Origin of the sequence: Acidisarcina polymorpha (assembly GCF_003330725.1) — a bacterium.
GTDB classification, from domain to species: Bacteria; Acidobacteriota; Terriglobia; order Terriglobales; family Acidobacteriaceae; genus Acidisarcina; species Acidisarcina polymorpha.
Window position 1 is genome coordinate 4,079,888 of sequence record NZ_CP030840.1, and the last position, 22,693, is coordinate 4,102,580.

The 22,693-nt window shown below is 58.1% G+C and carries 24 protein-coding genes; 19 read left to right on the forward strand and 5 right to left on the reverse strand.

The genetic code is table 11. From position 1 onward, the window contains the following. Nucleotides 1–36: 36 nt before the first annotated feature. Nucleotides 37–453, forward strand: coding sequence for a nucleoside-diphosphate kinase (gene ndk, locus ACPOL_RS17325; RefSeq protein ID WP_114210878.1), 417 nt, complete (start codon nt 37–39; stop codon nt 451–453). Between the two features lie 209 nt (nt 454–662). After that, the gene (locus ACPOL_RS17330; RefSeq protein WP_114208167.1) at nt 663–1,652 is read left to right on the forward strand and encodes an aldo/keto reductase; all 990 of its coding nucleotides are present in this window, start codon (nt 663–665) and stop codon (nt 1,650–1,652) included. A gap of 174 nt (nt 1,653–1,826) precedes the next feature. Here ACPOL_RS17330 and ACPOL_RS17335 read toward each other — a convergent pair whose 3' ends face one another. The 3 genes from ACPOL_RS17335 to ACPOL_RS17345 all read right to left on the reverse strand — a co-directional run bounded on the left by ACPOL_RS17335 (nt 1,827) and on the right by ACPOL_RS17345 (nt 5,224). Then, entirely contained in the window at nt 1,827–2,207 is a 381-nt protein-coding gene (locus ACPOL_RS17335; RefSeq protein WP_150133048.1) for a hypothetical protein, read from the reverse strand. Nucleotides 2,208–2,448: 241 nt separating this feature from the next. Further along, a complete protein-coding gene (locus ACPOL_RS17340; RefSeq protein WP_114208169.1) occupies nt 2,449–4,272 on the reverse strand; it encodes an AAA family ATPase in 1,824 nt (607 codons plus the stop codon). A gap of 319 nt (nt 4,273–4,591) precedes the next feature. Next, entirely contained in the window at nt 4,592–5,224 is a 633-nt protein-coding gene (locus ACPOL_RS17345) for a hypothetical protein (protein ID WP_114208170.1), read from the reverse strand. 435 nt (nt 5,225–5,659) lie between these two features. On the opposite strand from ACPOL_RS17345, the gene ACPOL_RS17350 reads away from it, so the two are divergent. Next, on the forward strand, nt 5,660–5,863 hold the full coding sequence (locus ACPOL_RS17350; protein WP_114210879.1) for a Sec-independent protein translocase subunit TatA/TatB: 204 nt from the start codon (nt 5,660–5,662) through the stop codon (nt 5,861–5,863). Between the two features lie 210 nt (nt 5,864–6,073). On the opposite strand, the gene ACPOL_RS17355 is transcribed toward ACPOL_RS17350, so the two are convergent. Continuing rightward, a complete protein-coding gene (locus tag ACPOL_RS17355; protein ID WP_236656845.1) occupies nt 6,074–7,345 on the reverse strand; it encodes a VWA domain-containing protein in 1,272 nt (423 codons plus the stop codon). Between the two features lie 264 nt (nt 7,346–7,609). Between ACPOL_RS17355 and ACPOL_RS17360 the strand changes: the two genes are divergently transcribed. The 13 genes from ACPOL_RS17360 to ACPOL_RS17420 all read left to right on the forward strand — a co-directional run bounded on the left by ACPOL_RS17360 (nt 7,610) and on the right by ACPOL_RS17420 (nt 18,529). Beyond that, the gene (locus ACPOL_RS17360) at nt 7,610–8,683 is read left to right on the forward strand and encodes a VWA domain-containing protein (RefSeq protein WP_114208171.1); all 1,074 of its coding nucleotides are present in this window, start codon (nt 7,610–7,612) and stop codon (nt 8,681–8,683) included. 181 nt (nt 8,684–8,864) lie between these two features. After that, complete coding sequence (locus tag ACPOL_RS17365) at nt 8,865–9,353, forward strand: HNH endonuclease (protein WP_114208172.1); 489 nt, start codon at nt 8,865–8,867, stop codon at nt 9,351–9,353. Between the two features lie 63 nt (nt 9,354–9,416). Further along, nucleotides 9,417–9,671 (forward strand): DUF3253 domain-containing protein, encoded by a 255-nt coding sequence (locus ACPOL_RS17370; protein WP_114208173.1) that lies wholly within the window; start codon nt 9,417–9,419, stop codon nt 9,669–9,671. 117 nt (nt 9,672–9,788) lie between these two features. Next, the gene (locus ACPOL_RS17375; RefSeq protein ID WP_114208174.1) at nt 9,789–10,334 is read left to right on the forward strand and encodes an MmcQ/YjbR family DNA-binding protein; all 546 of its coding nucleotides are present in this window, start codon (nt 9,789–9,791) and stop codon (nt 10,332–10,334) included. A 211-nt stretch (nt 10,335–10,545) separates the two neighbouring features. Continuing rightward, nucleotides 10,546–11,343, forward strand: coding sequence for an SDR family NAD(P)-dependent oxidoreductase (locus ACPOL_RS17380; RefSeq protein ID WP_114208175.1), 798 nt, complete (start codon nt 10,546–10,548; stop codon nt 11,341–11,343). A 92-nt stretch (nt 11,344–11,435) separates the two neighbouring features. Further along, nucleotides 11,436–12,227 (forward strand): hypothetical protein, encoded by a 792-nt coding sequence (locus ACPOL_RS17385; protein ID WP_236656846.1) that lies wholly within the window; start codon nt 11,436–11,438, stop codon nt 12,225–12,227. A 93-nt stretch (nt 12,228–12,320) separates the two neighbouring features. Continuing rightward, nucleotides 12,321–12,857, forward strand: coding sequence for a 3-hydroxyacyl-ACP dehydratase FabZ (gene fabZ / locus ACPOL_RS17390; RefSeq protein WP_114210881.1), 537 nt, complete (start codon nt 12,321–12,323; stop codon nt 12,855–12,857). Next, nucleotides 12,854–13,630: an acyl-ACP--UDP-N-acetylglucosamine O-acyltransferase gene (lpxA, locus tag ACPOL_RS17395; RefSeq protein WP_114208177.1), complete on the forward strand. Its 777-nt coding sequence runs from the start codon at nt 12,854–12,856 to the stop codon at nt 13,628–13,630. Before fabZ ends, lpxA begins: the two co-directional genes overlap by 4 nt. Before the next feature lie 5 nt (nt 13,631–13,635). After that, the gene (locus ACPOL_RS17400) at nt 13,636–14,526 is read left to right on the forward strand and encodes an LpxI family protein (RefSeq protein ID WP_114208178.1); all 891 of its coding nucleotides are present in this window, start codon (nt 13,636–13,638) and stop codon (nt 14,524–14,526) included. A gap of 73 nt (nt 14,527–14,599) precedes the next feature. Beyond that, complete coding sequence (locus ACPOL_RS17405) at nt 14,600–15,160, forward strand: peroxiredoxin (RefSeq protein WP_114208179.1); 561 nt, start codon at nt 14,600–14,602, stop codon at nt 15,158–15,160. 8 nt (nt 15,161–15,168) lie between these two features. Beyond that, nucleotides 15,169–15,612: a DinB family protein gene (locus ACPOL_RS17410; RefSeq protein WP_161557419.1), complete on the forward strand. Its 444-nt coding sequence runs from the start codon at nt 15,169–15,171 to the stop codon at nt 15,610–15,612. Nucleotides 15,613–15,838: 226 nt separating this feature from the next. Then, nucleotides 15,839–18,058 (forward strand): DUF748 domain-containing protein, encoded by a 2,220-nt coding sequence (locus tag ACPOL_RS17415; protein ID WP_161557420.1) that lies wholly within the window; start codon nt 15,839–15,841, stop codon nt 18,056–18,058. A 24-nt stretch (nt 18,059–18,082) separates the two neighbouring features. Then, nucleotides 18,083–18,529: a cupin domain-containing protein gene (locus tag ACPOL_RS17420; RefSeq protein ID WP_114208182.1), complete on the forward strand. Its 447-nt coding sequence runs from the start codon at nt 18,083–18,085 to the stop codon at nt 18,527–18,529. Between the two features lie 154 nt (nt 18,530–18,683). Here the strand turns inward: ACPOL_RS17420 and ACPOL_RS17425 are convergent, their stop codons facing one another. Next, nucleotides 18,684–19,643 carry a YsnF/AvaK domain-containing protein gene (locus ACPOL_RS17425; protein ID WP_114208183.1) on the reverse strand — a complete coding sequence of 320 codons (960 nt, stop codon included), beginning with the start codon at nt 19,641–19,643 and terminating at the stop codon, nt 18,684–18,686. A 430-nt stretch (nt 19,644–20,073) separates the two neighbouring features. Between ACPOL_RS17425 and rplA the strand changes: the two genes are divergently transcribed. From rplA to rplL, 3 genes are all read left to right on the forward strand, one after another. Next, nucleotides 20,074–20,784, forward strand: a complete 711-nt coding sequence (gene rplA / locus ACPOL_RS17430; RefSeq protein WP_114208184.1) for a 50S ribosomal protein L1 — start codon at nt 20,074–20,076, stop codon at nt 20,782–20,784. 127 nt (nt 20,785–20,911) lie between these two features. Next, the gene (gene rplJ, locus ACPOL_RS17435; protein WP_114208185.1) at nt 20,912–21,745 is read left to right on the forward strand and encodes a 50S ribosomal protein L10; all 834 of its coding nucleotides are present in this window, start codon (nt 20,912–20,914) and stop codon (nt 21,743–21,745) included. A gap of 195 nt (nt 21,746–21,940) precedes the next feature. Further along, on the forward strand, nt 21,941–22,318 hold the full coding sequence (gene rplL / locus ACPOL_RS17440) for a 50S ribosomal protein L7/L12 (protein WP_114208186.1): 378 nt from the start codon (nt 21,941–21,943) through the stop codon (nt 22,316–22,318). Nucleotides 22,319–22,693: the final 375 nt, after the last annotated feature.

The following is a 22,693-nucleotide window of genomic DNA, read 5'->3' on the forward strand; positions in this document are numbered from 1 at the left end:
CACTGGAAACATAACAATTTGAATCAGGAGAAGTCCGTGTCTGAACGCACCTTCAGCATTATCAAGCCCGACGCCGTGCGCAAGGGGTACACTGCCGCAATTCTCGCCGAAATCGAAAAGGCTGGTTTCAAGATTGTAGGCCTCAAGAAGATCTCTATCTCGAAAGTCCAAGCAGAGGGCTTCTATGCAGTTCATAGTGCTCGTCCCTTCTTCGACTCGTTGACCACCTTCATGTCTTCCGGGTCTATCGTTCCGCTGGTCCTTGAGAAGGACAACGCCATCGCCGACCTGCGCAAGCTCATGGGCGCGACCAATCCCGCGAACGCTGAGGAGGGAACCATCCGCAAGAAGTTTGCGGGATCGATTGAGGAAAATGCGATCCACGGCTCCGACGCGCCAGAGACGGCCGCATTTGAAATCGGCTATTTCTTCGCGGGATACGAATTGGCATAGGACTGAAGTTCCGTTGCTAAAACGCCGAAGCACCACGTCGACAGACTGTCCCTTCAGGGAAAAGCTGCAGGAATGACTTTAAGCCCGAGCCGTACCTCTGCTTCACAGTCGCTCTCAGCTCTTCAGTTGCCAGCCTTCTGGAATGGCAGCTGAAGAGCCCGAAGCAATTAAACTGAGACTCGCAGCTGCCGCGATCTGCATGCCGCTTCATGGAATTCACTAACCTCAACAATGGGAATGTCTCGCGGATCGGCCTAGGCACCTGGGCGCTTGGCGGCCTTGATTGGGGCAACGTCTCCGATCAGGATGCCATCGCTACCTGCCTTGCCATCTTCGAGCATGGCATCAACCTGATCGACACCGCTCCCGTTTATGGGAATGGACGCGCCGAAGAGGTCGTTGGCAAGGCCATTCGCGAACACGGCCATCGTGAAGACTTCTACATCGCCACCAAGGCCGGTCTGGAGCGAGGGACGGAAGGCATCGTTGCCAAGGTAACGCCAGAGAGGCTGCGCCAGGAGCTGAGCGCTTCGCTCACCCGTCTCGACACCGATTACATCGATCTTTATCAAATTCACTGGCCCGATACCGCCGAACCGCTTGAAGCAGCTGCCGAGCAGATGCTCAAGTTCTACGATGCCGGAGCTATCCGCGCCATTGGCGTTAGCAATTTTTCTCCTGAACAGATGGATGTGTTCCGTGCCGTCGCGCCGCTCCACTCCTGTCAGCCACCGTACAACATCTTCGAACGGGCGATCGATGCGGACGTGCTCCCTTACTGCCGTCGACACTCCATCGCGGTGCTGGCTTACAGTGCTATATGCCGGAGCCTCCTGGGTGGACGGTTAGCGGCAACCCAGCAGTTTGACGCCAGCGACATCCGCAGCGTCGATCCCAAATTCCAGCAGCCGCGCTTCAGTCAGTACCTTGACGCCGTTGCGCGCCTCGATCGGTTCGCGCGAGAGCGTTACGGGAAGCGGGTCTTGCATCTGGCTCTCCGCTGGGTGTTGGACCGGTCCGGTGTGAGTGTGGCCTTGTTCGGAGCCAGGCACCCCGCGCAATTGGAGGCAGTCGAAGAAGTTATGGACTGGAATCTCGACGCCGCAGGCTTCGAGGAAATTGACGCAATCGTCACCGAGACGGTCCTCGATCCGGTTGGACCAGAGTACCTGGCGCCGGCGCACCGCATCAGCGCCTAAGAAGGATCTCCCAAAATGAAGAAAAGCGCCGAGGTTATCGGCGCTTTTCCTTCGATAAAAATGAGAGCCTACGAGACGCTTCTGATAAGCGGTTCCAGCTGCGCCTTTCGCCCGCAGGCTCCCTGCTTGGAAGTCTGTCCGGATCTGCTTTCAGGGGATCCGGGAAGAGCTTGGCTATTCGCCGCCGATCGATGTGGTGGCGCTCACACCGCGCTTGTTATTGCGATCGAGGTTCGGTGTGACTCGCGTTCCCAATTGAATGCTCTTCAAGGCATAGTCTGTGCCGGTGGTATCAAACTTGACGAGGGCAGCAGTCGCGGCGGGCTCTGCTGGGCCTACCGTCCAGGTGAGGTGCTTGCTCTGGTCGGCCTTGTTGGCCAGGGTCACGAAGCTGTTGCCGGCATCCAACACGACGTCATAGGTTCCCGCTGGAAAGGACTGGCCCTTGGCTGTGAAGCTGAATGGAACGTCCACACGTGACTGAGTGGCCGCAAATGCGGCGCTGGAGCAGAGAGCGGCCGCGGTAAGTACGAGAGTCCTAAAGGTGATTCGCATGTTGATGTCCTCCAACGAAAAGAACAATACCCCGGCCTCATGACACCTGGTGTCAAATTGCTGTCTAGTTGTTGTCAAACTTTCTTTGACGGATATGGAGCGCCTGAAGGCTCGAGAATAAAGTAACTACGATGGTGACAAATAGGTGAGAGCGCGCAAAAATCACGACCCTCACAGGCATGTTCGGAGTTGCAGTCAGAAGGGAATTGATGAAAGGAACACAGTGGTTAAGTCGGAGAATCTATGCAGAAAGCGCTTCAGAGAGCGCCTGGTCGCCGGCCGGCATGTGTAGAAGAAATCTACGCGTCGCGGCGACCCGTTCTGGTTCGGGAAGGTTTTCGATCAGCTTCTCCGCCTGACGCATGCGTTGCGATGCTTCTACCTGGTCTCCGCGGCGTAGGTAGGCTTGGGCCGATACTGCCAAAGCCTCGGCAGCGCGCAGCCAGTCGCCTGCGGCCTCGAAATGGATTGCCAACTCGGAGGCGATATTCTGCTCCCGCCCTGCGAAGAGTTGTAGCAGCCTCTCCGCGACCCGCAAATGCCTCCGCGCTCGACGGGAAGATGATTGACGCTTGTAGAGCACCTCGCGATAAAGCCCATGTGCGAAGACGTAGAAAGCGGACTGAGTACCATCTGGCAATTCATCGTGACCGGCCGGATGAAGGAAGTGGAGCCGCCTGGTCAGTTTTTCGTACTGATCTTCAATCTCCTCGAGGTCTTCCTTGAGCGCTGCGGCGGCAGCCCAGGCTGGAAAGACGATGCCGATCAGGCTGGCAGCCTCAAGCAGCCGCTGATCGGTGGCATCGAGCCTTTCGATCTGGAGTTCGATTAACTCAGACAGCGCCGATGGGACGCCCAGGTCGATCTTGGCCAGCGGGGTGGTAAGCTGCCAGGTCTCATCCTGCCGGCGAAGATAATCCAGAGAGATAAGATGTTCGAGGACGGCGATCATGAAGAGCGGATTGCCCTCGGAATGCTGATGCAGAAATGCCGCCAGCCCGGCTGGAAGCTTGTTCTGATGGAGTTCGCGCGCCAGGTATTCCGCGACCGCGGTCCGCTCCAGTGGGCGCAGCGCCATCTCACACCCGAGTTTGCGGGTAACCAGATCCTGTTTCAAGCCTTTCAGCGGATGCTGTGAGTCGCTGACATCTGCGGGCCGATAAGTCACGATCAACATCAGCTTGGCCTGGGCACGCCGCCGGGCTAGCGCGGAAATCAGATCTAAGGTCGAATTATCGGCCCAATGCAGGTCCTCAAAGACGAGAATCAAGGGTGTCTCGGTAGCGATCGATTCGATGGCATCACAGATCTCCCCCAGCATCCGGTCGGGCTGCATTCCATCGACGGGAATGGTCGAAATTGAGTGAGAGGGCATTTCAGAGGTCATGACCACCGGTAGTCTGGCATGCCAGTTTGGCGCTTTCTGCTGCAGAATCCTCAGATTCCGGCCCTCACCAGCGTCGGTGCAGAGCTGTGTCAGGGCTTCCATGACTGGATAGTACGGTTCCTTGCCGCCAAACCCTTCGACGCTCTGGCCGCGCGCAATCTGGGTCTGCCCTTCTCCGCCCAAGCGGCGGCAGAATGCATCCACCAGCGCCGTCTTTCCAATGCCGACTTCGCCGGTGATGAAGATCAGCTGGCGATCGCCGCCAATAGCCGTGTCCATCGCTTTCGTGAGCTCGCCAAATTCGGCTGCACGCCCGGGAAGTTCGGGGGATTGGGGCAGCCCTGGCTTTTTCTCGTAGCCGGCGGTGTGCGAGGTCTCCGCAAGCGGGGCAATGAACCGGTAGCCCCGCTTGGGGACCGTTTCAATGAAGCGCGCATTTCCAGCATCGTCGCCGAAGACTTTCCGGAGTTCCAGAACGTACGTGCGAAGCACCTGAGGCTGAACATAAGTCTCCGGCCAAAGAGCCTCGAGCAACTCGTCGTGAGTGACCAGACGCCTCGGATTTTCTACCAGGTAGCGAAGCACGGCAAACGGCTTCGGCGTCAATGGAATTCGTTCCCCATTGCGCCACAAGCACCCATTTTGAATATCGAGTTGAAAGCAGCCGAACTGCTTCATCGGTCCACAGCCTTGTCCAACAGACTTCCTCTTCCGAGAGTGGTTAGCAAGCCGTGAACCACTCTTAACAATTAATCCTTCATCGACATGCCAGTATTTAGACTCTTTCGCCGCTACCAGAATGTCCGATAGTGGACATCGTCTGTCCACATCCGTATAGACGTGAACTGGCGCCTAAAAATTCCACCCCACTCGCGAAGCAGGTAAGTTCATCGGCGCTATTTGTTCCAAGAGTACGTTAAAGCGCACCCTACGGTTCCAAGCCTGGAAGTGAAGGCAGTAATGAGCGAGATACTCCCAAACCGCCTTCAAGGACGCGCTACTTTCGCTTCTTTCTGCCCACTTGATCGAGTCGATAGACGATCCCCACCGATAGCGCAAATTGCTCATGCAGGCCAGCTCCGCCAAAGTTGGTCAGAGTAGCGTCTGGAGAGATGCGAAACGCCAGATTCGGAGAACGGTTCAAATCGATCGAGCCGCCAAAAGCGCCCCCAAAGGTAGTCTGATTGTTGAACAGACCAAGCGTACTGGGGGGCACGCCGTTGAGCGCCGAATTAAAATTTCCGTAGGCTCCGCCAAAGAGCGCGTGCAGGGTCAATGAAGCGTGGGGATTGCTCGGGCCGCGGTACTCTGGACCGGCCATGAACATATGTTCGCTGACGAACGGGCCCTTGATCCCGTAAATGTTCGGGACGACCCCGGATGTACCGTAGTAGCCCCGGACATTGCCGGCGAGGGCCCAATGCTGGCGAAACCAATGTGCCGCCTGGAAGTCAAAGCCGCCAAGATTGGAGCCCTGCAGCAAGTTGGGACCCGCATTGAAGTGCGAATAAGCAATGCCCCCGTACAGCTCCCAGCGATAGTCGTAGCGCACATTAGCCAGCGAGTTATCGGTCGCCACCGCTGGCGGCGAATATACAGGAACCTGGGCGATTGCCTTCTCGCCGGTCATTGCCAAAACAATCAGGAAAAAAAATATTGTTGCTGCGACAGGATGACCCCCGGAGCAATGCTGCGCACCATACCTACCGAACCTACCGTTTTCCAGAACAACCCCCTCAGATTTTCGATCCAGACCGCGTCCGATGCGGCTTTGCGGAGAACTCCCGCAACTCTAAAGATTACATTGCGAAGACACTTCTGTCAGACGTTGGACCTAGTATTGAATAGCGATACCACGCGCGCTTCGACAAGTTTTACGCCATGTCGGATCGGACCGGATGCATCCAAGGTTTGTCAGGACATCCACTTTGCTGGCAGCGCACGTTCTGAGTACAGAAGTAGTCAAATCTGCGTTGGCTTCGTTGTGCGACAATATCTGGAGGAAACTCCGAGTCGCTACCGGTTGAGCGGCGCTCAAACCGTGGACTTTCGGGAGGAATTCACAATGTTCGATAATCTGCTCACGCCTTCACACCTCATCATCGTCCTCGTCATCGCTCTTTTGATCTTCGGACCCCGAAAGCTACCAGAACTCGGCAAGGGGCTGGGAGAAGGCTTCCGCGGCTTTAAGGAGGGAATCAAGGGTTCACCAGACGCTCCTAAGCCCGAGACCCCGGCTACCAAGACGGAAGTTACTGAAGTGAAATAAGTGGTTCGCCCATTCGGGACCTAAATGGTGCAGTCATTCTGGCGGCGGTTCTTCGGCCGAAGAATGACTGCATTTCTATTGTGAGGGCATTTCAGCCGGGCCATGAACTCGACAAAGCCCACGGGCAAGATGAACCGAAGCCGATCGGCTGACTCGGGTAATCTCTCCGAGTCAGCCGAAATTCTCGAATGGGTCGCTTGACTGGCGGCCCTAATGGGTCGCTTGACTCGTGGCCGTCGGGTAATACCCTTGCTTTGCAGTGACATCGTAGCCGGGACGTCCCGGCATGGTCACTTCGATGGTCCGGAATCTGCTGTCCAGCGACTTCTGCGGACTTACATGGTATTCAATCGTGTACTGGGTGCGAACATCGCTCGCAATATTGGAGAAGCTCTTCTCGATACCATTTGTCTGGAACTCAGCATCGAGAAAGCCGCCGGTCGCGACCGTGTACTTCGGCAGCACGTTGTTGGAAGGCAGCAGCGGTAGCTTGAGCCGGTCCAGATAGCCGTAGCCCCAGGTCGCGGCGTCGCCGACCATCGTCGCGTAGACGCTGATGTCGTTTCCCTGAAGGTACCGGATGACTTCCTTGAGCGTCGCCTTGCTGCCTGACTCCTTGCCATCGCTGATGACGTAGATGATGCGTCTGCGCCCGCGGCGGCGCTGCGACAGGTCCTTGGCGGCGAACAGAATAGCGTCATTCAGTGTGTGGATCTCTTTAGGCAGGGTCAAGAAGCCGCCAATGCCCCCGGCGTTGCCGCGATCCAGGTTTGGATCGACCGATTTGCCATTGATTGTCGGACCGCTGGCCAGTGGTCCCGAGTTGACCGGGACGCCTTCATCGCGGCCCGGCCGCTTGGCTGCCTGCAACGCAGCCGGAAGCCGATTGCCTTGCGCGCCGGTGAAGTCGGTGATCTTTGCCGGACCGTTGTTGTATGTATAAACGGCGACTTCGTCATACGGGGTGAAAGCTCCAGCGACCGCAGTCAATGATTCGTTCACCTTGCGCATCGTGCCCGCAGAAACGCTCTGGTCAATCACAAAGGCCACCGACAGCGGAACCGCGTCGGTGCTGAAATAGGTGATCCGCTGACGCTCTTTGTTCTCGTAGACCCGGAAATCGCGGAAGGTAAGTCCCGGAATGAGATTGCCCTTCTTGTCCCGTACCGTAACTGGGACCTGGACGATGCCGATTCCGGCGGGTGGCAGGACGTAGGGGTTCGATCCCTTATTTCCCAGCTCGGGCTCTTCCTGCTGAGGTTGATCATCCGCTGCCGGTGGAGCTTGCGGCGCCGCTGCCGGGGCAGGGGCAGGGGATTTCGGTTGGTCAGGAGGGGCATCCGGGGTTGCCGCCTTGCCGGGAGTCACGCCGTCCGACAATCCGGAAGGAGATTGTGGCAACGGTGCGTCGGGCACAGGCTGCTGCGATTGTTGTTGAGCCAACATCAAAAAAGCCAGGGCGATCCCCAAAGCACCTTGCATTTACCAAAAACCCCCAGATCGGCAGACCGGTCAAACCAGACTTCCAGCCCACGCGACTCGTTACTTCACCCTCTTCGCACTGCTTTTACTAGACTCGCATCCGCTGAAAAGGACATCGTGGAGATAGATGCAGTTCATCGTAAAAGGTAGGCAGGGCTAACTCCCAGACTAGCAGATCGAGACTAGTAGCGGGCGCCGCCGCCAACTGCGTTCGTGCCGTACACTGGTGCTGTCTTTATGCGCTTCTTCACCGTCTAAGCCGATATGCGATTACGCGCCTACTGTCGAGCTGTGTTTCTCACCGGCACTGCCATTCTAGGACTGGCCGCAAGCCAGGTGCAGGGGCAGTCTGCGCCCGACCCCGATGCTCCTCCGGTAAGCACCGCTCCCGACGCTGCTCCTCAAGACGACCAGCTCCCCACTACGACGCTGAAGGTGAACGTCAACCTGGTCAGCCTCTACTTCTCGGTGAGGGACAAGCACAACGGCCTGGTCTCTACGCTCACCAGGGAAGATTGCACGATTCTCGAAGACAAGACGCCGCAGACCATCAAGAATTGGACGGCCGAAGCCGACCAACCTCTCACCCTGGGAATCCTGCTCGACACCAGCGGCAGCCAGCAGAACGTTTTGCCACTCGAGCAGGAGACGGGAAGCGCATTCTTAAAGCGGGTTCTGCGGTCGAAAGACGAAGCCTTCCTGGTTTCCTTTGATGTGGATGTCGACCTGCTCTCGGACTACACCAGCAGCGCAAGTCAACTGTCGAAGGCAATGAACAAGGCAGAGATCAACACTGCCGGCGGGAACGGAGCCGGCGGCGCACCGGGAATCGGGCAAGGCCCGGTGCCCACCCATGGCGCTCCAAAGGGAACCTTGCTCTACGATGCCGTGTATCTGGCCGCCAACGACAAGATGCGCTCAGAGAATGGCCGCAAAGCGATGATCCTGCTCACCGACGGCGGCGACCAGGGTAGCAGCAAGAAGCTTGCCGATGCCATCGAAGCCGCTCAGAAGGCCAATGCCATCGTGTACGTGCTGCTGATTGCGGATCGTGGCTTTTATGGCGGCATAAGCTTCGGCTATAACGGTCCGGCGGAGATGAAGCGGCTTGCAGAACAGACGGGCGGCCGCATGATCGACGTTGGCAACAATGGTCCCAAGATGGAAGCCGCCTTCAAGCAGATCGAGGACGAATTGCGTACCCAATACGTCGCCAGCTACACGCCCGTCAACGCGAAGCTGGATGGCACCTATCGCAAGCTCGACATCCAGTGCAAAGGCGACGGCCTGAAGGTCCAATCGCGCAAAGGGTATTACGCGATTGCACCCAACGACTAGAACTGAGGACAGGTCGCCAAGATCGGCTTGAATCTCTTCAGGCAGTAGATCTTTTCAGACAAAAGATTTGCCGCGGCTCTCTCCTGAGATCGTATGAATTCTACGAAACGTCATGCGCTGCGTTCCGGTTACCTCGTCGCATACTCCCCCTAAAGCCTCTCCCGCATTTAGAACAAAAGGAGTGAGTACAGCGCGAGTATTGGCGGGCGGCTGGGTCGACCGGAAGACTATGCCCCGCGGAGCAAACGGTCGCGGTCTATGCCGATGGTGTTCGCTCGAAGTGCCTCCGCGTCGCTATACCTTTTGTTCCGCTTACTGCGTTCACGAATGGAAGCTACGCACCCAGCCCGCTTATCTGCGGGAGCATGTCTTCCAACGTGACCGCGGTGTCTGCGCCATTTGCTCGATCGATACGATCGCCGAGTGGCGCAGACTCAAGCGCTCCCGCGGCACAACGCGCTCAGCCTTGCTTAAGCATTGGGGCCTGAAGGCGAGGATTGGCAAGAGCCTCTGGGATGCGGACCACATCCTTCCCGTCGCTGAAGGCGGTGGCCAATGCGACCTGGTCAATCTCCGCACTCTTTGCCGCCGCTGTCATAGCGTGGTCACAATGCAGCTTCGCGAACGGATTCGTAGCGCCAAGTTCGCAGCATCAATTCGGCCACTGTGAGAGCATCATCCTCAAGCGACGCTGCTGCTTCTGGCGGATCTTTACCGGCTGCAACCATCCTTAATGACGGACATCGACCTCGACACATCCCTGGAGCGGGCCATTCTTGAGCTTTTGCAGCAGCGAGGCCCGGGCAAGACCATCTGCCCGTCTGACGCAGCCAGGAAGGTTGCGGGGGAAAGCTGGAGGCCGCTGATGGAACCAACCAGGCGAGTCGCGCGGCGCCTGGCCGCCGCTGGTGAAATCGTCATCACACAACACGGAATGGTCGTCGATCCTGATCAGGCCAAGGGTGCTATCCGACTACGGCGCAAATAAAGCCCTTCATCGAGTCGCAGATAAAAAAGTTGTTTTTTGGGATTAGCAGGCCAAGCATCAAGGACGTCCATAAGGCATAATCCGCATCGGGCACGCAGAACGAGGGAACGTAGAACAATGGACGCAGAACGCATCCGCGATTTTCTCCGCAAGCTCCCCCACGTTCAAGAAACCGTACAGTGGGGCAACAATCTCGTCTTCTGGGTGGGCGACAAGGTTGTCGGCGGGAAGATGTTCACGGTGGTGAACCTCGACGAGGACGGGCAGGCAGTCATCTCTTTCTCGGCCGGCCCGGAGCGCTACCACGAGCTGCTGGAAAACGAAGGAGTCATCCCCGCTCCCTACTTGGCGCGTATTCACTGGGTGGCGTTGGAGCGGTGGCACGCGCTTTCGGCAAATGAGTTGCTGGATCTTCTCAAAGACGCCCGCGATCTCACCTACCGGAAGTTGCCGAAACGCACGAAGGATCTCCTCGCGCTTTCCCCGGCGGCGCTACAGGAAGCGGTGCAAGAGCGGAGGAAGCTGCTCGCGGCACGCGCCAACGAGCAAGCTGCCGCCAAAGCAGCAGCCAAGTACGCTCAAGAGGCGGCTGGCAAAACCGAGGCGGGCAGAAAAGCGCAGGCGGCAAAGAAAGCTGTTAAGAAAGCGTCGCGTCGGCGATGAGAATGCTCGAGAAGCATTCCCGGTAGATCGCCAAGAGCATGAACCCATTGATGTCAAAGCCGTCAAGATGGCGTAAAGGATGTGACGTCGCTTGGCGGCAGCGCCGGCTGCCGGAGAAAGTGCAAACCCGGCAGGCCACCTTCGAGGCCTGGACGTGCAGCCCGGCGAGCACAAGTTGCTGAAAAATGAGAAGGTTTTGTAGGGTGGGAGCATGGAAACCGTAAGCCAGGGTGTGTCGCTTTCCTTGTCGGGCAAGTCCGCGCTGGTCACCGGCGGATCCCGCGGCATCGGGGGGGAGATCGTCAGACTGTTTCGTGCTGCCGGCGCGAAGGTCGCCTTCAACTACCGCACCGCCCGCCGCCAGGCCGAAACGCTCGCCGGCGAGTGCGGGCAGGATTGCCTTGCCATTGAACAAGAGCTCGCATCTCCGCAACAGGGAGGCGAGCTGGTGGCGAAAGCGGTCGCTGGTTTTGGACGGCTCGACATCCTGGTCGTCAATCACGGCATCTGGCCCCCGGAAGATGCGCCGATCTCCTCCATGAGCGACAGCCAATGGCGTCGGACCATGGATGTCAATCTGGACAGCGTCTTCGGACTGGTTAAAGCGGCTACGGCCCAGATGAAAACTCAAAGTCGGGCCAGCAGCCAACCAGCCGGACATATAGTCCTCGTTAGCTCGACTGCGGGGCAGCGCGGGGAGGCCTTCCATGCCGATTACGCAGTGACCAAAGGAGCGATCGTCAGTCTTACCAAGAGCTTGTCCAGTGAACTGGCCCCGGAAGGCATCTATGTGAATTGCGTTGCCCCCGGTTGGGTAGAGACGGATATGTCGACCCCTGCGCTCGACGATCCGGCCAGGAGGGCCAAGATCTTTTCCGGAATTCCTCTAGGCCGGGTAGCGACACCGCGAGAGATCGCCGGGCCGGTATTGTTCCTGTGCACACCGCTGGCGGGTTTCATCAGCGGAGAGATCTTCAATGTAAATGGCGGAGCCGTCCTCGTCGGATGAGTTCTGATTGGAAAAGTTCTCGTTGAACGAGTTCTGGTTGGATAAATCTGGTTGGATAGAGTTACGAGTGTGGAATGCGATCGAAGATGAGATTGGGTAGTTTCGGAGTTTGGCTCGCGGTTGTTGCCTTCTATGCCGGAAGCACACTTGCCCAGAATGGCGATCAGGATGCCATCGAGAAGGCCAACGCACAGAAGGCCCGCGCCACCATCGCCGCCATGGTGCAGGCGCTCGGCGGCGACCGCTGGCTCACGCTCAAGGACGAGACTTTTGAAGGACGGACCTCTGGTTTTTATCAAGGCAAGCCAACCGGGGCGATCGGAGACTACTTTGATTTGCGCCGCTTTCCAGACCGGGAACGCGTCGAACTTGGCAAGAAACGCGATGTTGTCGAGTTTTTTCTGGGCGATGCTGGCTGGGAGGTCACCTACCGCGGCAAGAAAGCACTGCCCCAGGATCAGATCGATGAAGTTCTTCGCCGCCGCGACCACTCTGTCGAAACCGCCATCCGCGTCTGGCTCAAAGACCCGAAGACGATCGTCATCTACGACAAGCAGAGCCTGGTCGAGCGCCACCTCGCCGATCAGGTTACGCTGATCTCCTCGACCAACGACTCCATCACCATTGAGATGGACGCGCAAACCCATCTGCCTCTTCGTCGAACTTTTCAATGGCGCGACCCGGTCTACAAGGACAAGAACCAGGAAGCCGAAGAGTATGACGACTACCATCTGTTCGACGGCATCCCGACCCCGGTCACCGTCACCCGCTTCCACAATGGCGACATGACCAATCAGCGGTATCTTTACAAGGCCGCTTACAACACCAATCTCCCCGACAGCATGTTCGATGTCGATGCCACGGCGGCAAAGATCAAGAAATAACTTTGACCCGCCGCTCCGCCATGAACTTCGCTCCTTTCCGGAGTGGCCTCTCTCGGTAGCCCCCGGCTTCCCGTTATAATGCAGCTTGCAACTATGGATGCTGAAAACCCCACTCCGCAGTCGAAGCAGGTGCTGGACATCGCCCAAATCATGGCGATCCTGCCGCACCGTTATCCTTTTCTGCTGATCGACCGCGTCGTTGAAATTACACGCATGAAGCGTATCGTGGCGATCAAGAATGTCACGATCAACGAGCCGTTCTTTGCCGGCCATTTTCCTGAATATCCGATCATGCCCGGCGTTCTCGTCGTCGAAGCGATCGCTCAGGCGGGGGGAGCCCTGCTGCTGACCGAGATTCCCGATCGGGAGAAGAAGGTCATGCTCTTTACCGGCATCGAACGCGCCAAATTCCGCCGCCCCGTGGTTCCCGGCGATCAACTGCGGATCGTAGTTGAAGTGTTGAACTGGCGAGTGCGCGCGGTCAAGATGGAGGGCAAAGCTTACGTCGACGGAAAATTAGCCTGTGAAGCCGTCATCATGTGCGCCGTTGTCCCTCGCGTCGCCGAGGCCACTCAGACCGCCGAGCCTGAGCCGGAAGCGCGGGTTCTGGAGGCGGTAGTTACTGAGTGAGCATTCACCCGACAGCGATCGTTGCGTCGAGCGCCATCATTCCCCAATCCTGCAGCATCGGGCCTTACTCCGTCGTCGGTCCCGACGTGGTTCTTGGAGAAGACTGTGAGTTGGTCTCACACGTCATCCTTGATGGCCATTTGCAGGTCGGGGCTCGCAACCGGATCTTTCCCTTTGCCAGCGTCGGCGTCGCTCCCCAGGATCTCAAGTACAAGAACGAACCAACCCGCGCCGAGATCGGCGAAGATACCGTCATTCGCGAGAGTGTCACCATTTCCCGGGGGACCGTCGGCGGCGGGGGCATTACCCGGGTCGGCAGCAATTGTCTCATCATGGCCTACGTGCACATCGGCCACGATAGCCAGATTGGATGCCACTGCATCCTGGCGAACGCGGCGACCCTGGCTGGCCACGTCGTGGTGGAAGATTACGCCACCGTCGGCGCGCTCTGCCCAGTTCATCAATACTGCAGAATCGGAAAATACTCCTTCGTCGGCGGCGGGACCACGATTACGCAGGATGTGCTGCCGTTTTCCCTCACTTCGGCGAAACGCGAAACCCACGCCTTCGGACTGAACAAAATTGGCCTCGAGCGTCGGGGCTTCACCCGTGAGCAGCTGCGCGCGCTGCAGCACGCCTATCGCCTCTTGCTGGCGGCCAAATTGAACACCAGCCAGGCCGTGGAACGCCTGAAATCGGAAGGCTTCCCCAGCGAAGAAGTCGCCTATCTGGTCAAATTCGTCGAACAATCGCATCGCGGTGTTCTCAAGTAGCCGCCATGCAGTTCGATCAGCCCAACAAATTGGATCCACGAAAAAAGCTCGGCCTGATCGCCGGCAATGGCCGCTTTCCCTTTCTGCTGCTCGACGCGGCCCGCGCCCACGGCGAGGAGATCGTGGTTGCTGCGCTCAAAGAGGAGACCGATACGGAAATGGATGCTCGCGCGGCGGCGGATCCGGGAATCCGCGTCCACTGGCTCTCGCTCGGCGAACTCTCGCGCCTTATCGAGACCTTCCAGGCCGAGGGAGTGACCCGCGCCATCATGGCCGGCCAGGTCAAGCACAAACAGATCTTCTCGAGCATCCGGCCCGACTGGAGACTCGCCAAGCTGCTGCTGTCTCTGCGAACGCGAAACACCAATATGTTATTGGGAGCAGTCGCTAAGGTCCTCGGCGATGAAGGCATTGAACTTATCTCGTCGACGTCGTATCTCGAGCCGATGTTGGCGAAGCCGGGAACTCTCACCGTGCGCGCGCCCAATGAGCAAGAGCAGCTCGATATCGTCTATGGCCGCGAGATCGCCCGCATGATTGCCGCTCACGACATCGGGCAAACCGTCGTCATTGCTGGCCAAGCCTGCGTAGCCGTCGAGGCCATGGAGGGCACCGATGCTGCCATTCTCCGCGCCGGCTTGATCATGAAATCGCTCGAAGCGGCAGCATCGACCTTGGATCGAAGCTTGACCGTCATCAAGGTAGCCAAGCCGAAGCAGGACCTTCGCTTCGACGTGCCGGTCATCGGGGTGGCGACGATCCATGCTATGAGGGAAGCGGGCGCCACCTGTCTCGCCTTAGATGCCGGTCGAACATTGATTTTTGATGAAATTGGACTTTGCAGGCTGGCCAACGAGTCCAATATTGCGGTAGTCGCGTCATTGTACCCAGCGTAAAGTCGATTGAGGCGTAAAGTCGATTCAGAAGACCGCCAGGTGGCGCAAGATCGTTGTACGGGAGAACCATACGATGTCCAAAACAAGCTTGTTCGTTGTAACTCTGATCGTTGCCGTAGTGGGTGTCGCAGCGTTCGCTGCCCGCAGCAGCTTTGCCGACGACAGCAGCATGCCGCAGGTTGGCCAATCGGCGCCTACCTTTACTCTGCCGTCGCAGGATGGTACCCAGATCTCTCTCGATAGCTTTAAAGGTAAATGGGTCGTGCTTTACTTCTACCCCAAGGACATGACCACCGGCTGCACCATCGAGGCTCACAATTTCCAGCGCGACCAGGATAAGTTCACCAAGGAAAATGCAGTGATTCTCGGTGTGAGCGTCGATTCGACCGACAGCCACAAGCAGTTCTGCACCAAGGAAAATCTGACCTTCCGCCTGCTCGCCGATCCCGATAAGAAGGTAGTCAAAGCCTACGGCTCCCTGGGGAGCTTCGGGCCGATGGTCATCGCCAAGCGGAACACCTTCCTCATCGACCCCAGCGGTAAGATCGTTAAGGTCTGGACAGGCGTCGATCCCTCCAAGCACAGCGAGGAAGTTCTCGCCGAGCTCGCGACCGTAGAACAGAAGGGCATGTAGTCTTTCCTGTGAGTGAACTAGTCGCCGCGTTCTCCAAGGGCTGCGCAGAGATTCGCGCAGCCCTCGTCGCCTTCCCTCCCCATCGGGCCAATACTGCCTACCGCCCCGGGAGCTGGACCCGCAAACAAGTCCTTGGCCATATGCTCGATTCCGCTTCGAACAACCACCAGCGCTTCGTCCGCGCAGCTCTCGACGGGTACTACTCCGGCCCTGGCTATGAGCAGGACCGTTGGGTCCTCCTCCACGGCTATGCCGAGCTCCCTTGGGAACTACTCCTGGCACGTTGGCTGTCCGCGCATCTTATGCTCGAGCAGGTCGTCCAACATATCCCCGAATCGCGCCTCCAGGCCGCGTGTGTCGTGGACAATGCCGCGCCCGTCACCCTGCAATTCCTGATCGAGGACTACATCGCCCACCAGCGTCATCATCTGGCGCAGATCATCCTCCAATGATTTAATTCCGGAGACCTCCTACTCGAGGGGCTAGCCCCAAGCCTCCGCTTACCGAAGTTCATTCCCAAAGAAGCGGTTCCCGAGTAAGCTGCCTAGAACAGTCTCGCCATGGAAACCCGCAGCAAGCGGCGTTATGCATGGCCTTTTTCTAAGAAAAAGCCACTTTGCTCGATCTTCGAGACTCCATAACAGAAGGCATACTCTCTGGCAGAGGAAGGGAATCGATATGACCAGCCGCAATCGTAAAATCTTGATAGTCGCAGCTTCGGTGATCGTCCTCGTCGTGGTGGTGATTACCTGCATTCCGCTGTTCCTGAATGCGGACAACTTTCGCGCTCGGATCGAGACCACACTCTCGAATTCGCTTGGCCGGAAAGTCACGCTCGGGAAGCTCAGCTTATCGGTATGGTCCGGCAGCCTGGTCGCCGACAATGCCTCCGTCGCCGATGATCCCTCCTTCAGCACCCAGCCCTTCCTGCAGGCGGCTTCAGTAAAAATCAGTGTGGAATTGCTGCCGCTGATCTTGAGCCGTCAACTGCATATCTCCGGATTTACCCTCGATTCTCCAAAAATCCAACTGCTTCGCACCGGCACCGGCACCTGGAACTACTCGAGCATCGGCAACTCTCAGACCAAAGCCCCCAGTAAACAGCAGGACACGGCTGACGTCTTTGGCGGCCTCACCGTCGGCTACGTCGACGTGAACAACGGCCAACTGACCGTGGGCAGCGTCCCTGCGGCCGGAACCCCCACTCTGCCCACGCGCGTCTACGACAAGCTCGACCTCGATGTAAAGAAATTCTCGTTCGATAAGCAGTTTCCCTATAGCGCATCAGCAAGCCTGCCCCATGGCGGGAGCGTCACGATTCTCGGAAACGCCGGTCCGGTCAATCAGAAAGACGCATCCCTGACTCCGTTCTCTGCGCGTCTCGTCCTGAAAAACCTAGATCCGCTCGCCGCTGGCTTTGTCGATGCGGCTGAGGGCATCTCCGGCACCGTCGACTCGATCACGGCCGATGCGCTTTGGAATGGCCGCCTCTTGCATATCACTCAGCTGGCCATCGATTCTCCCCGCCTCACGCTCGCCAGCACCAACCAGCCTCCCAAGCCCGCCCCCGCCAATGGTCAGGCCGGCAACACCATGTTGAATAACTTTGCGCTCGACAAACTCGAGGTGAAGAACGGGACTATCACCATGACCTCGGCGGGCAAAGCCGGGCCGCCTGCCGTCTACCAGCAATTGAACGCCAACCTCACCAATTTCTCCTCTACCACCTCCGCTCCTTTCACCCTTAGCGCAGTGGTTCCTTCCGGAGGAAGCGTCAACGCCAGCGGCCACGCCGGTCCTCTGAGTCCGCAAGCCTCCTCCTCGACCCCCTTCGACGCACAGATGGCGCTCAAACACATCGACCTGGCAACCAGCGGGCTGCTCGCGGCCGATGCAGGAATTGGCGGGATCGCCAACCTCGATGCCAAAGCCAACTCGAACGGTCAAGTCCTCAATGCTACGGGAACCGCGCATGTCGACGGCATCCGGCTGGCCAAGAATGGTTCGCCCTCCTCGATGCCCGTCGATGCCAGCTTTGCGGTTAGCGAAAATATCTCGACGCTCGCCGGGAGCGTGCAAAATACGACCGTCGCGATAGGAAAGGCGCCCATCGCCATCTCCGGTACGTACCAGACCACCGGACCGGCCACCACGCTCAACCTGAAAGTGAACAGCAACGCAGTCTCAATCGACGAATTGCAGGCTTTTCTTCCCGCTCTCGGCGTTCACCTGCCGCCTGGCTCCAGGCTTCAGGGCGGGACCCTGACTACCTCGCTTGCCATCACCGGATCGAGCGCGAGCCCGGTCATTAGCGGCCCGGTGGCCCTCGAGAATACGCAGCTCAGCGGCTTCGATCTTGGCTCCAAACTGTCGACAATCACCGCCCTCACCGGCGGATCCCATACCGGGTCCGCAACCGCCATCCGTTCCCTCAAGATGAACGTCCGGGTAGATGGAGGCGACGTTCGAACCGACAATGTAGCCCTCGTCATGCCGGCGCTCGGCTCAGCGACCGGCAACGGGACCGTCAGTGCGGCGGGCGCGCTGAACTACCAGATGCTCTTGAAGCTGACGGCCTTAGGTGGCGGCGGCACCACTACCTCGGCAAACTCCTCCGCCGGGGGCATTGCTGGCCAGCTAATGGGCATGATCCCTGGCCAGGGATCTGGTGGAGGATTGGGAGGCATCGCCGGCGGCGCTCTCAAGAACGGAATCCCTGTCGCCATCGGGGGAACGACCAGCAATCCAACGTTCACCCCCGATATGCGTGGCCTGGCCACAGCTGGCGGCATCAACGCTGCCCAGGGCCTGCTTCATGGCAAACAGTCCCAAACGCCTGCTCAAACCAATCCGCTCGGCAATGCCCTCGGCGGACTGCTCAACCATCAGAAGAACTAGACACGGCGTGAGGAGACGCGACCAATGAAGTGGCTGATCAGCATCTTGGTGAAAGGGATCACGGGCATCCTGGTGATTGCCATGCTGGGTTTTCCGAGAAACGGCTTTACCGAAGACGACACATCTGTCAAATCGGAGACGTTGCTCAAGACGACCACATCCTGGGATGGTGTTCCGTATGCTTCCTATCCGAAAGGCCAGCCGGAGCTTACGGTGTTGAAGATTACCATCCCAGCCCATACCGAGTTGCAGTGGCACCAACACCCGATGCCGAATGCAGGCTATGTTCTCTCCGGCGAGATCACTGTCGAGAAGAAGGACAACGGCGAGAAGCGACTGATCACCGCCGGGCAAGTGCTGCCCGAGATGGTCGATGCACTGCATCGAGGAATGACCGGCGACTCACCAGCAGTGCTGATTGTCTTCTATGCGGGAACGCCAGGAATGCCGCTGGTTGTGGCCGGCAAGTAGGTTAGGGCAAGTGGGTTAGTTGGATAAGGAATAAGTCGATTTTGGTCCGGGATAGGTGCAAACCGAGCTGTTCTCTACCTGGCCAGATAATTCTAGTTGCAAAAGCAGATAGGACACCCATTTGGGTGCCCTATCTGTTCTCGGAAGCCGCCCTTTACGCAGTGCGCTTGGTTACATCGGCGTCGCGGGTGGAATCCTCGACCACCAGTTCTTCGTGGCTGATGTTGTCGCCAACGCTGCTCACGTTTTGAACTGCGCGCTTGCCCACAGAGACCTCTTCGCGAACCACTGTGTCCTTGCCGACCGAAGCAACCTCTTCGGACAGCGGAATGCGAATCTCAGTACCCTCGCCTACCCGGCCGGTCGCAGTATGAACATCGGTGGGCGCAGTCCGCTCAATGACGAGTTCCTCGCGGGTCACAGGTACTTCCACTGTTTGGGTCTCGGTGATGACCTCTTTGCGGATGCGAACTTCTCCGCGGCTCACGCGGTCCTTCTGGACCCGAAGAATTTCGCCCAATAATTGGATACGCTGCGGACCTTCCACGACGGAAGGGGTCGCCGGCTGGCTGTAATCGTAGGAAGAGGCTTCGTTGCCGAGGTCTCCGCCATTTTCAACGAGAATGCGCTCCGCATCTGCTTCGCGGCCGGGAGCGTTCACAGTCACGACCGAACCCTGCTCTCCGCTGCTGAAACGATGTCCAAAGTAGCGGGACCGCTCTTCCGGAACCGACAGCCCAGAGAGAGACTGATGAACGTCTTCACTCGAGTAAGCGCTTCGGTCGGTGTAGGGGTCAGCGCCGGTAATCTCGTGGCTGGCGAAGTCGCCGCGGGTGCGCTCGTCTGCATACGGCTCGACCGGCTCAGAGCTGAAAAAGTTACGCACCTTGTCCCAGGCGCTCTCTTGGTTGCCAGCAGCATGAGCCGGCTTATTGGTCGAAGAGGCCGTTGTGCCTGCCGCTCCGGTGTCAGAAGGATTGCTGACTCGAGTCGCGACACCAATTTGACTGCTGCTGAAACCGGCATCTCGCAGCTGACTTACCGCATTTTCAGCCGCGGATTCATTCGTAAAGTAAGCGACGATGGTCGTCGATGATGCGGTGGTATTCGCCATGTGAAAAACTCCTGTAGTTCGTCAGTCGTGCTGGTGAACTGAACAAAGCTCCGCCCCTTCCCCATTTGAGGGCGACAAGCTTCAATGAAATTTAAGGATTGTTGATGAAGGGCGCTCTTTCCGCGAAAGAGTTCATGTGCTTGGTGACTTCATCCTCCCGCCGCCCTCGCAATTCAACACACACGATTGGTAGGTTTTATTGCGGGAAAGGTTGCACAACTTCGAATGTGGAAAACATGAATTCACCCGCATGAATTAACCTCCCCAATTAGCCAGATGATGGGTTCATCAACAAAGCGCTCGCGAAACCTCCCTTGCTAAAGCGGGCGTTTTCCGGCATACTCATAAGAGTGTCTCAGCGCCAAGTTGAGACCAGTCGCACACCACGGCCGGATGGCTCTAGGTTCCTGGCGGTGGGAGACGAGGAAAAATGTCAACTAAAGTATCCAAGAATATAGCGAAGGCGCGCGCGCAGGTGGAGAAGCGTCCTTACTCCCTGGCCGACGCGGTGCCGCTCCTGCAAAAAGTTAAGTTTGTGAAATTCGACGAAACCGTCGACCTGACCCTCCGACTCGGAGTCGATCCTAGGCATGCCGACCAGATGGTTCGCGGCACGGTCGTTCTACCCCATGGTCTGGGGAAGACCAAACGGGTGGCCGTCATCGCTTCAGGCGATCGTCTCAAGGAAGCGGAGACCGCAGGCGCTGATTTTGTTGGCGGGGAAGACATCGTCGAAAAGATCCAGAAAGAGGGTTGGACGGATTTTGACGCCCTCATCGCCACTCCCGACATGATGAAGTCCGTTGGACGCCTGGGTAAGGTGCTCGGTCCGCGCGGCTTGATGCCTAACCCGAAGACCGGTACGGTGACCAACGATGTTGCCGCCGCCATTCGCGAGATCAAGGCCGGTAAGGTGGAGTTCCGCACCGATAAGACGGCGCTGGTTCATGTCCCGGTCGGCAAGCTCTCGTTCCCGGTGGAAAAGCTGATCGATAACGCGACCACGGTGATCTCGAGCGTGGTCCGCGCCAAGCCTTCGGCGGCAAAGGGTAAATACATCAAGGGAATCACCATCAGTTCGACCATGGGCCCCGGTATCGCGCTTGATAGCGCGGTTGCCGACTCCGCGGCGAAAGCCTGAAGATAGCCCTCGCTTCTAGCGCTAGCCGCTAGCAAGCTCGCTGGGCAAGCGCACGACCAAGCCGCTATGCGGCAGACAGAATCGGATTTTTAGCTGAGAGCTAGTAGCTAAAAGCCAGAGGCTATTTATGGCATTGACCAAAGTAAAGAAGGCGGAGAAAGTCGCCCAGCTCGCCAAAGAGCTGGAAGGCTCGACCAGTGCGATCGTAGGCACCTTCGCCAAGTTGACTGTAGCGCAGGATTATTCCTTGCGCGGCGTCGTGCGCAATGCGGGCGGCCGTTATCGCGTACTCAAGAACAAGCTGGCTGCGCGTGCGTCGCAGGGAACCGGCGTCGAGGCAGCGCTCCAGGGGCTTAAGGGCGTCTCGTCGGTCGCTTACACCTCCGGCGACCCGGTTGCACTCGCGAAGGCGCTTTCCGCCTGGGTTAAAGACAACGCTGAATTCACTTTCAAGCTGGGCATTGTTGAAGGCAAGGTCATTACCGTTGAAGAGGTTGGTCAACTGGCGACCATGCCGGGTAAGGAAGAGATTTATGCCAAGCTGCTCTTCCTGATTCAGTCTCCTGCCCAGCGTCTGGCAACGGTGCTCAATGCCACCGGTCGCGACCTCGCCGTCGTGCTGAACCAGGGCGTCGAAAAGGAGAAGTTTGCGGGCAAAGCGGCTCCGGCTGCCGCCAAGGCAGAGGCTTCGGCAGTGGAAGCTGCTCCGGCGCCGGCGGCAGCAACCGAAGCTCCTGCTCCGGCAGAGGCAGAGTCGACTCCTGTGGTTGAAGCTGCGGCGCCTCCAATCGAAGTGGCTCCCCCAGTTGAGGCTGCTCCTCAAGCCGAATCCCGCCCGGATGGCCCCTCCGCCAACGAGCAGGCAGCCAGCGAAGACCCGGTTGAAGGCAAAGTGGAAGCAGTGGCCGAGACTCAGAATCCAGAGACGGCGGCTGCCGCGCCAGAAGCGCCAGCCAGCTAAGGATTAGAAGTGGCGGCGCAGTATGGCCGCTTAGTGAAGTTTCGCGGCGGAAACCAATGAGGGGTGCTGGTCTGGGCACAACGGAAACCTCAAAGGGCTATGCGGCAACCGGAGCGCGGAAGTTCTCCGGATCGATGGGCAAAGTTGGATTGACAGGTTTCAGGTAAGAACAAATTTCAGGTAGTGGAGAGAATCATGGCGGATCTGCAGCAGTTGGAAGATCAGTTAGTCGGGCTTAGCCTGTTGGACGCGGCGGCCCTGGTCAAGAAGCTTGAGGAGCGTCTCGGCGTCTCCGCGGCAGCAGCGGCTCCGGTCGCCGTAGCCGGCGGGGGTGGAGCGGCGGCGGCAGCGCCAGTCGAAGAGCAGACCGAGTTCACCGTCATTCTTAAGGATGCCGGAGCGAACAAGATTGGCACCATCAAGGCCGTCCGCGAAGTGACCTCGCTCGGATTGAAGGAAGCCAAGGATCTGGTCGATGGAGCACCTAAGCCGTTGAAGGAAAACATCAGCAAGGAAGAGGCTGAGACCATCAAGAAGAAGTTTGATGGCGTGGCCACCGTCGAAATCAAGTAATGGCTGTTGCGAAAATCTAAGGTTGTCAACAAGGCAAGTTGCATGCCAAACCAGAACGCGCTATCCTAACGGATGTGCGTTCTGGCTGGCATGGTCGTCTTTTTAATCGGCATAAAGTAGTTCTTCGGTCTTCACGGCGCAATGGCGCCAGGTTTTTACTGGGTGGGCGGCCCGCTAAAGACCTTCACTCGCCAGCAGCACGGGGCGCAGACGTCAGGCAGGATTCGGACAAGCTGTTATTGAAAAGTGCACAAGTCGAATGTGGCGCTCGCGAGACTTCCTGTCTCCGCGAGCGATTTGCTTGTTTATCGACACATTCGGCAACTGTCGTGAGTGTGGCCGAGGCTTGCGGTCGGACCGCTCGAATACTTCGCA

What these genes read in the sequence shown, in the direction of transcription:
- rplL (WP_114208186.1), top strand. Translation starts at nt 21,941, where the DNA reads ATGGCGGATCTGCAGCAGTTGGAAGATCAGTTAGTCGGGCTTAGCCTG.
- ACPOL_RS17350 (WP_114210879.1), top strand. Translation starts at nt 5,660, where the DNA reads ATGTTCGATAATCTGCTCACGCCTTCACACCTCATCATCGTCCTCGTC.
- ACPOL_RS17425 (WP_114208183.1), bottom strand. Translation starts at nt 19,643, where the DNA reads ATGGCGAATACCACCGCATCATCGACGACCATCGTCGCTTACTTTACG.
- ACPOL_RS17360 (WP_114208171.1), top strand. Translation starts at nt 7,610, where the DNA reads ATGCGATTACGCGCCTACTGTCGAGCTGTGTTTCTCACCGGCACTGCC.
- ACPOL_RS17330 (WP_114208167.1), top strand. Translation starts at nt 663, where the DNA reads ATGGAATTCACTAACCTCAACAATGGGAATGTCTCGCGGATCGGCCTA.
- ACPOL_RS17375 (WP_114208174.1), top strand. Translation starts at nt 9,789, where the DNA reads ATGGACGCAGAACGCATCCGCGATTTTCTCCGCAAGCTCCCCCACGTT.
- ACPOL_RS17400 (WP_114208178.1), top strand. Translation starts at nt 13,636, where the DNA reads ATGCAGTTCGATCAGCCCAACAAATTGGATCCACGAAAAAAGCTCGGC.
- ACPOL_RS17355 (WP_236656845.1), bottom strand. Translation starts at nt 7,345, where the DNA reads ATGCAAGGTGCTTTGGGGATCGCCCTGGCTTTTTTGATGTTGGCTCAA.
- rplJ (WP_114208185.1), top strand. Translation starts at nt 20,912, where the DNA reads ATGGCATTGACCAAAGTAAAGAAGGCGGAGAAAGTCGCCCAGCTCGCC.
- ACPOL_RS17380 (WP_114208175.1), top strand. Translation starts at nt 10,546, where the DNA reads ATGGAAACCGTAAGCCAGGGTGTGTCGCTTTCCTTGTCGGGCAAGTCC.
- ACPOL_RS17370 (WP_114208173.1), top strand. Translation starts at nt 9,417, where the DNA reads ATGACGGACATCGACCTCGACACATCCCTGGAGCGGGCCATTCTTGAG.
- ACPOL_RS17420 (WP_114208182.1), top strand. Translation starts at nt 18,083, where the DNA reads ATGAAGTGGCTGATCAGCATCTTGGTGAAAGGGATCACGGGCATCCTG.
- ACPOL_RS17345 (WP_114208170.1), bottom strand. Translation starts at nt 5,224, where the DNA reads ATGACCGGCGAGAAGGCAATCGCCCAGGTTCCTGTATATTCGCCGCCA.
- ACPOL_RS17405 (WP_114208179.1), top strand. Translation starts at nt 14,600, where the DNA reads ATGTCCAAAACAAGCTTGTTCGTTGTAACTCTGATCGTTGCCGTAGTG.
- ACPOL_RS17335 (WP_150133048.1), bottom strand. Translation starts at nt 2,207, where the DNA reads ATGCGAATCACCTTTAGGACTCTCGTACTTACCGCGGCCGCTCTCTGC.
- rplA (WP_114208184.1), top strand. Translation starts at nt 20,074, where the DNA reads ATGTCAACTAAAGTATCCAAGAATATAGCGAAGGCGCGCGCGCAGGTG.
- fabZ (WP_114210881.1), top strand. Translation starts at nt 12,321, where the DNA reads ATGGATGCTGAAAACCCCACTCCGCAGTCGAAGCAGGTGCTGGACATC.
- ACPOL_RS17415 (WP_161557420.1), top strand. Translation starts at nt 15,839, where the DNA reads ATGACCAGCCGCAATCGTAAAATCTTGATAGTCGCAGCTTCGGTGATC.
- ACPOL_RS17340 (WP_114208169.1), bottom strand. Translation starts at nt 4,272, where the DNA reads ATGAAGCAGTTCGGCTGCTTTCAACTCGATATTCAAAATGGGTGCTTG.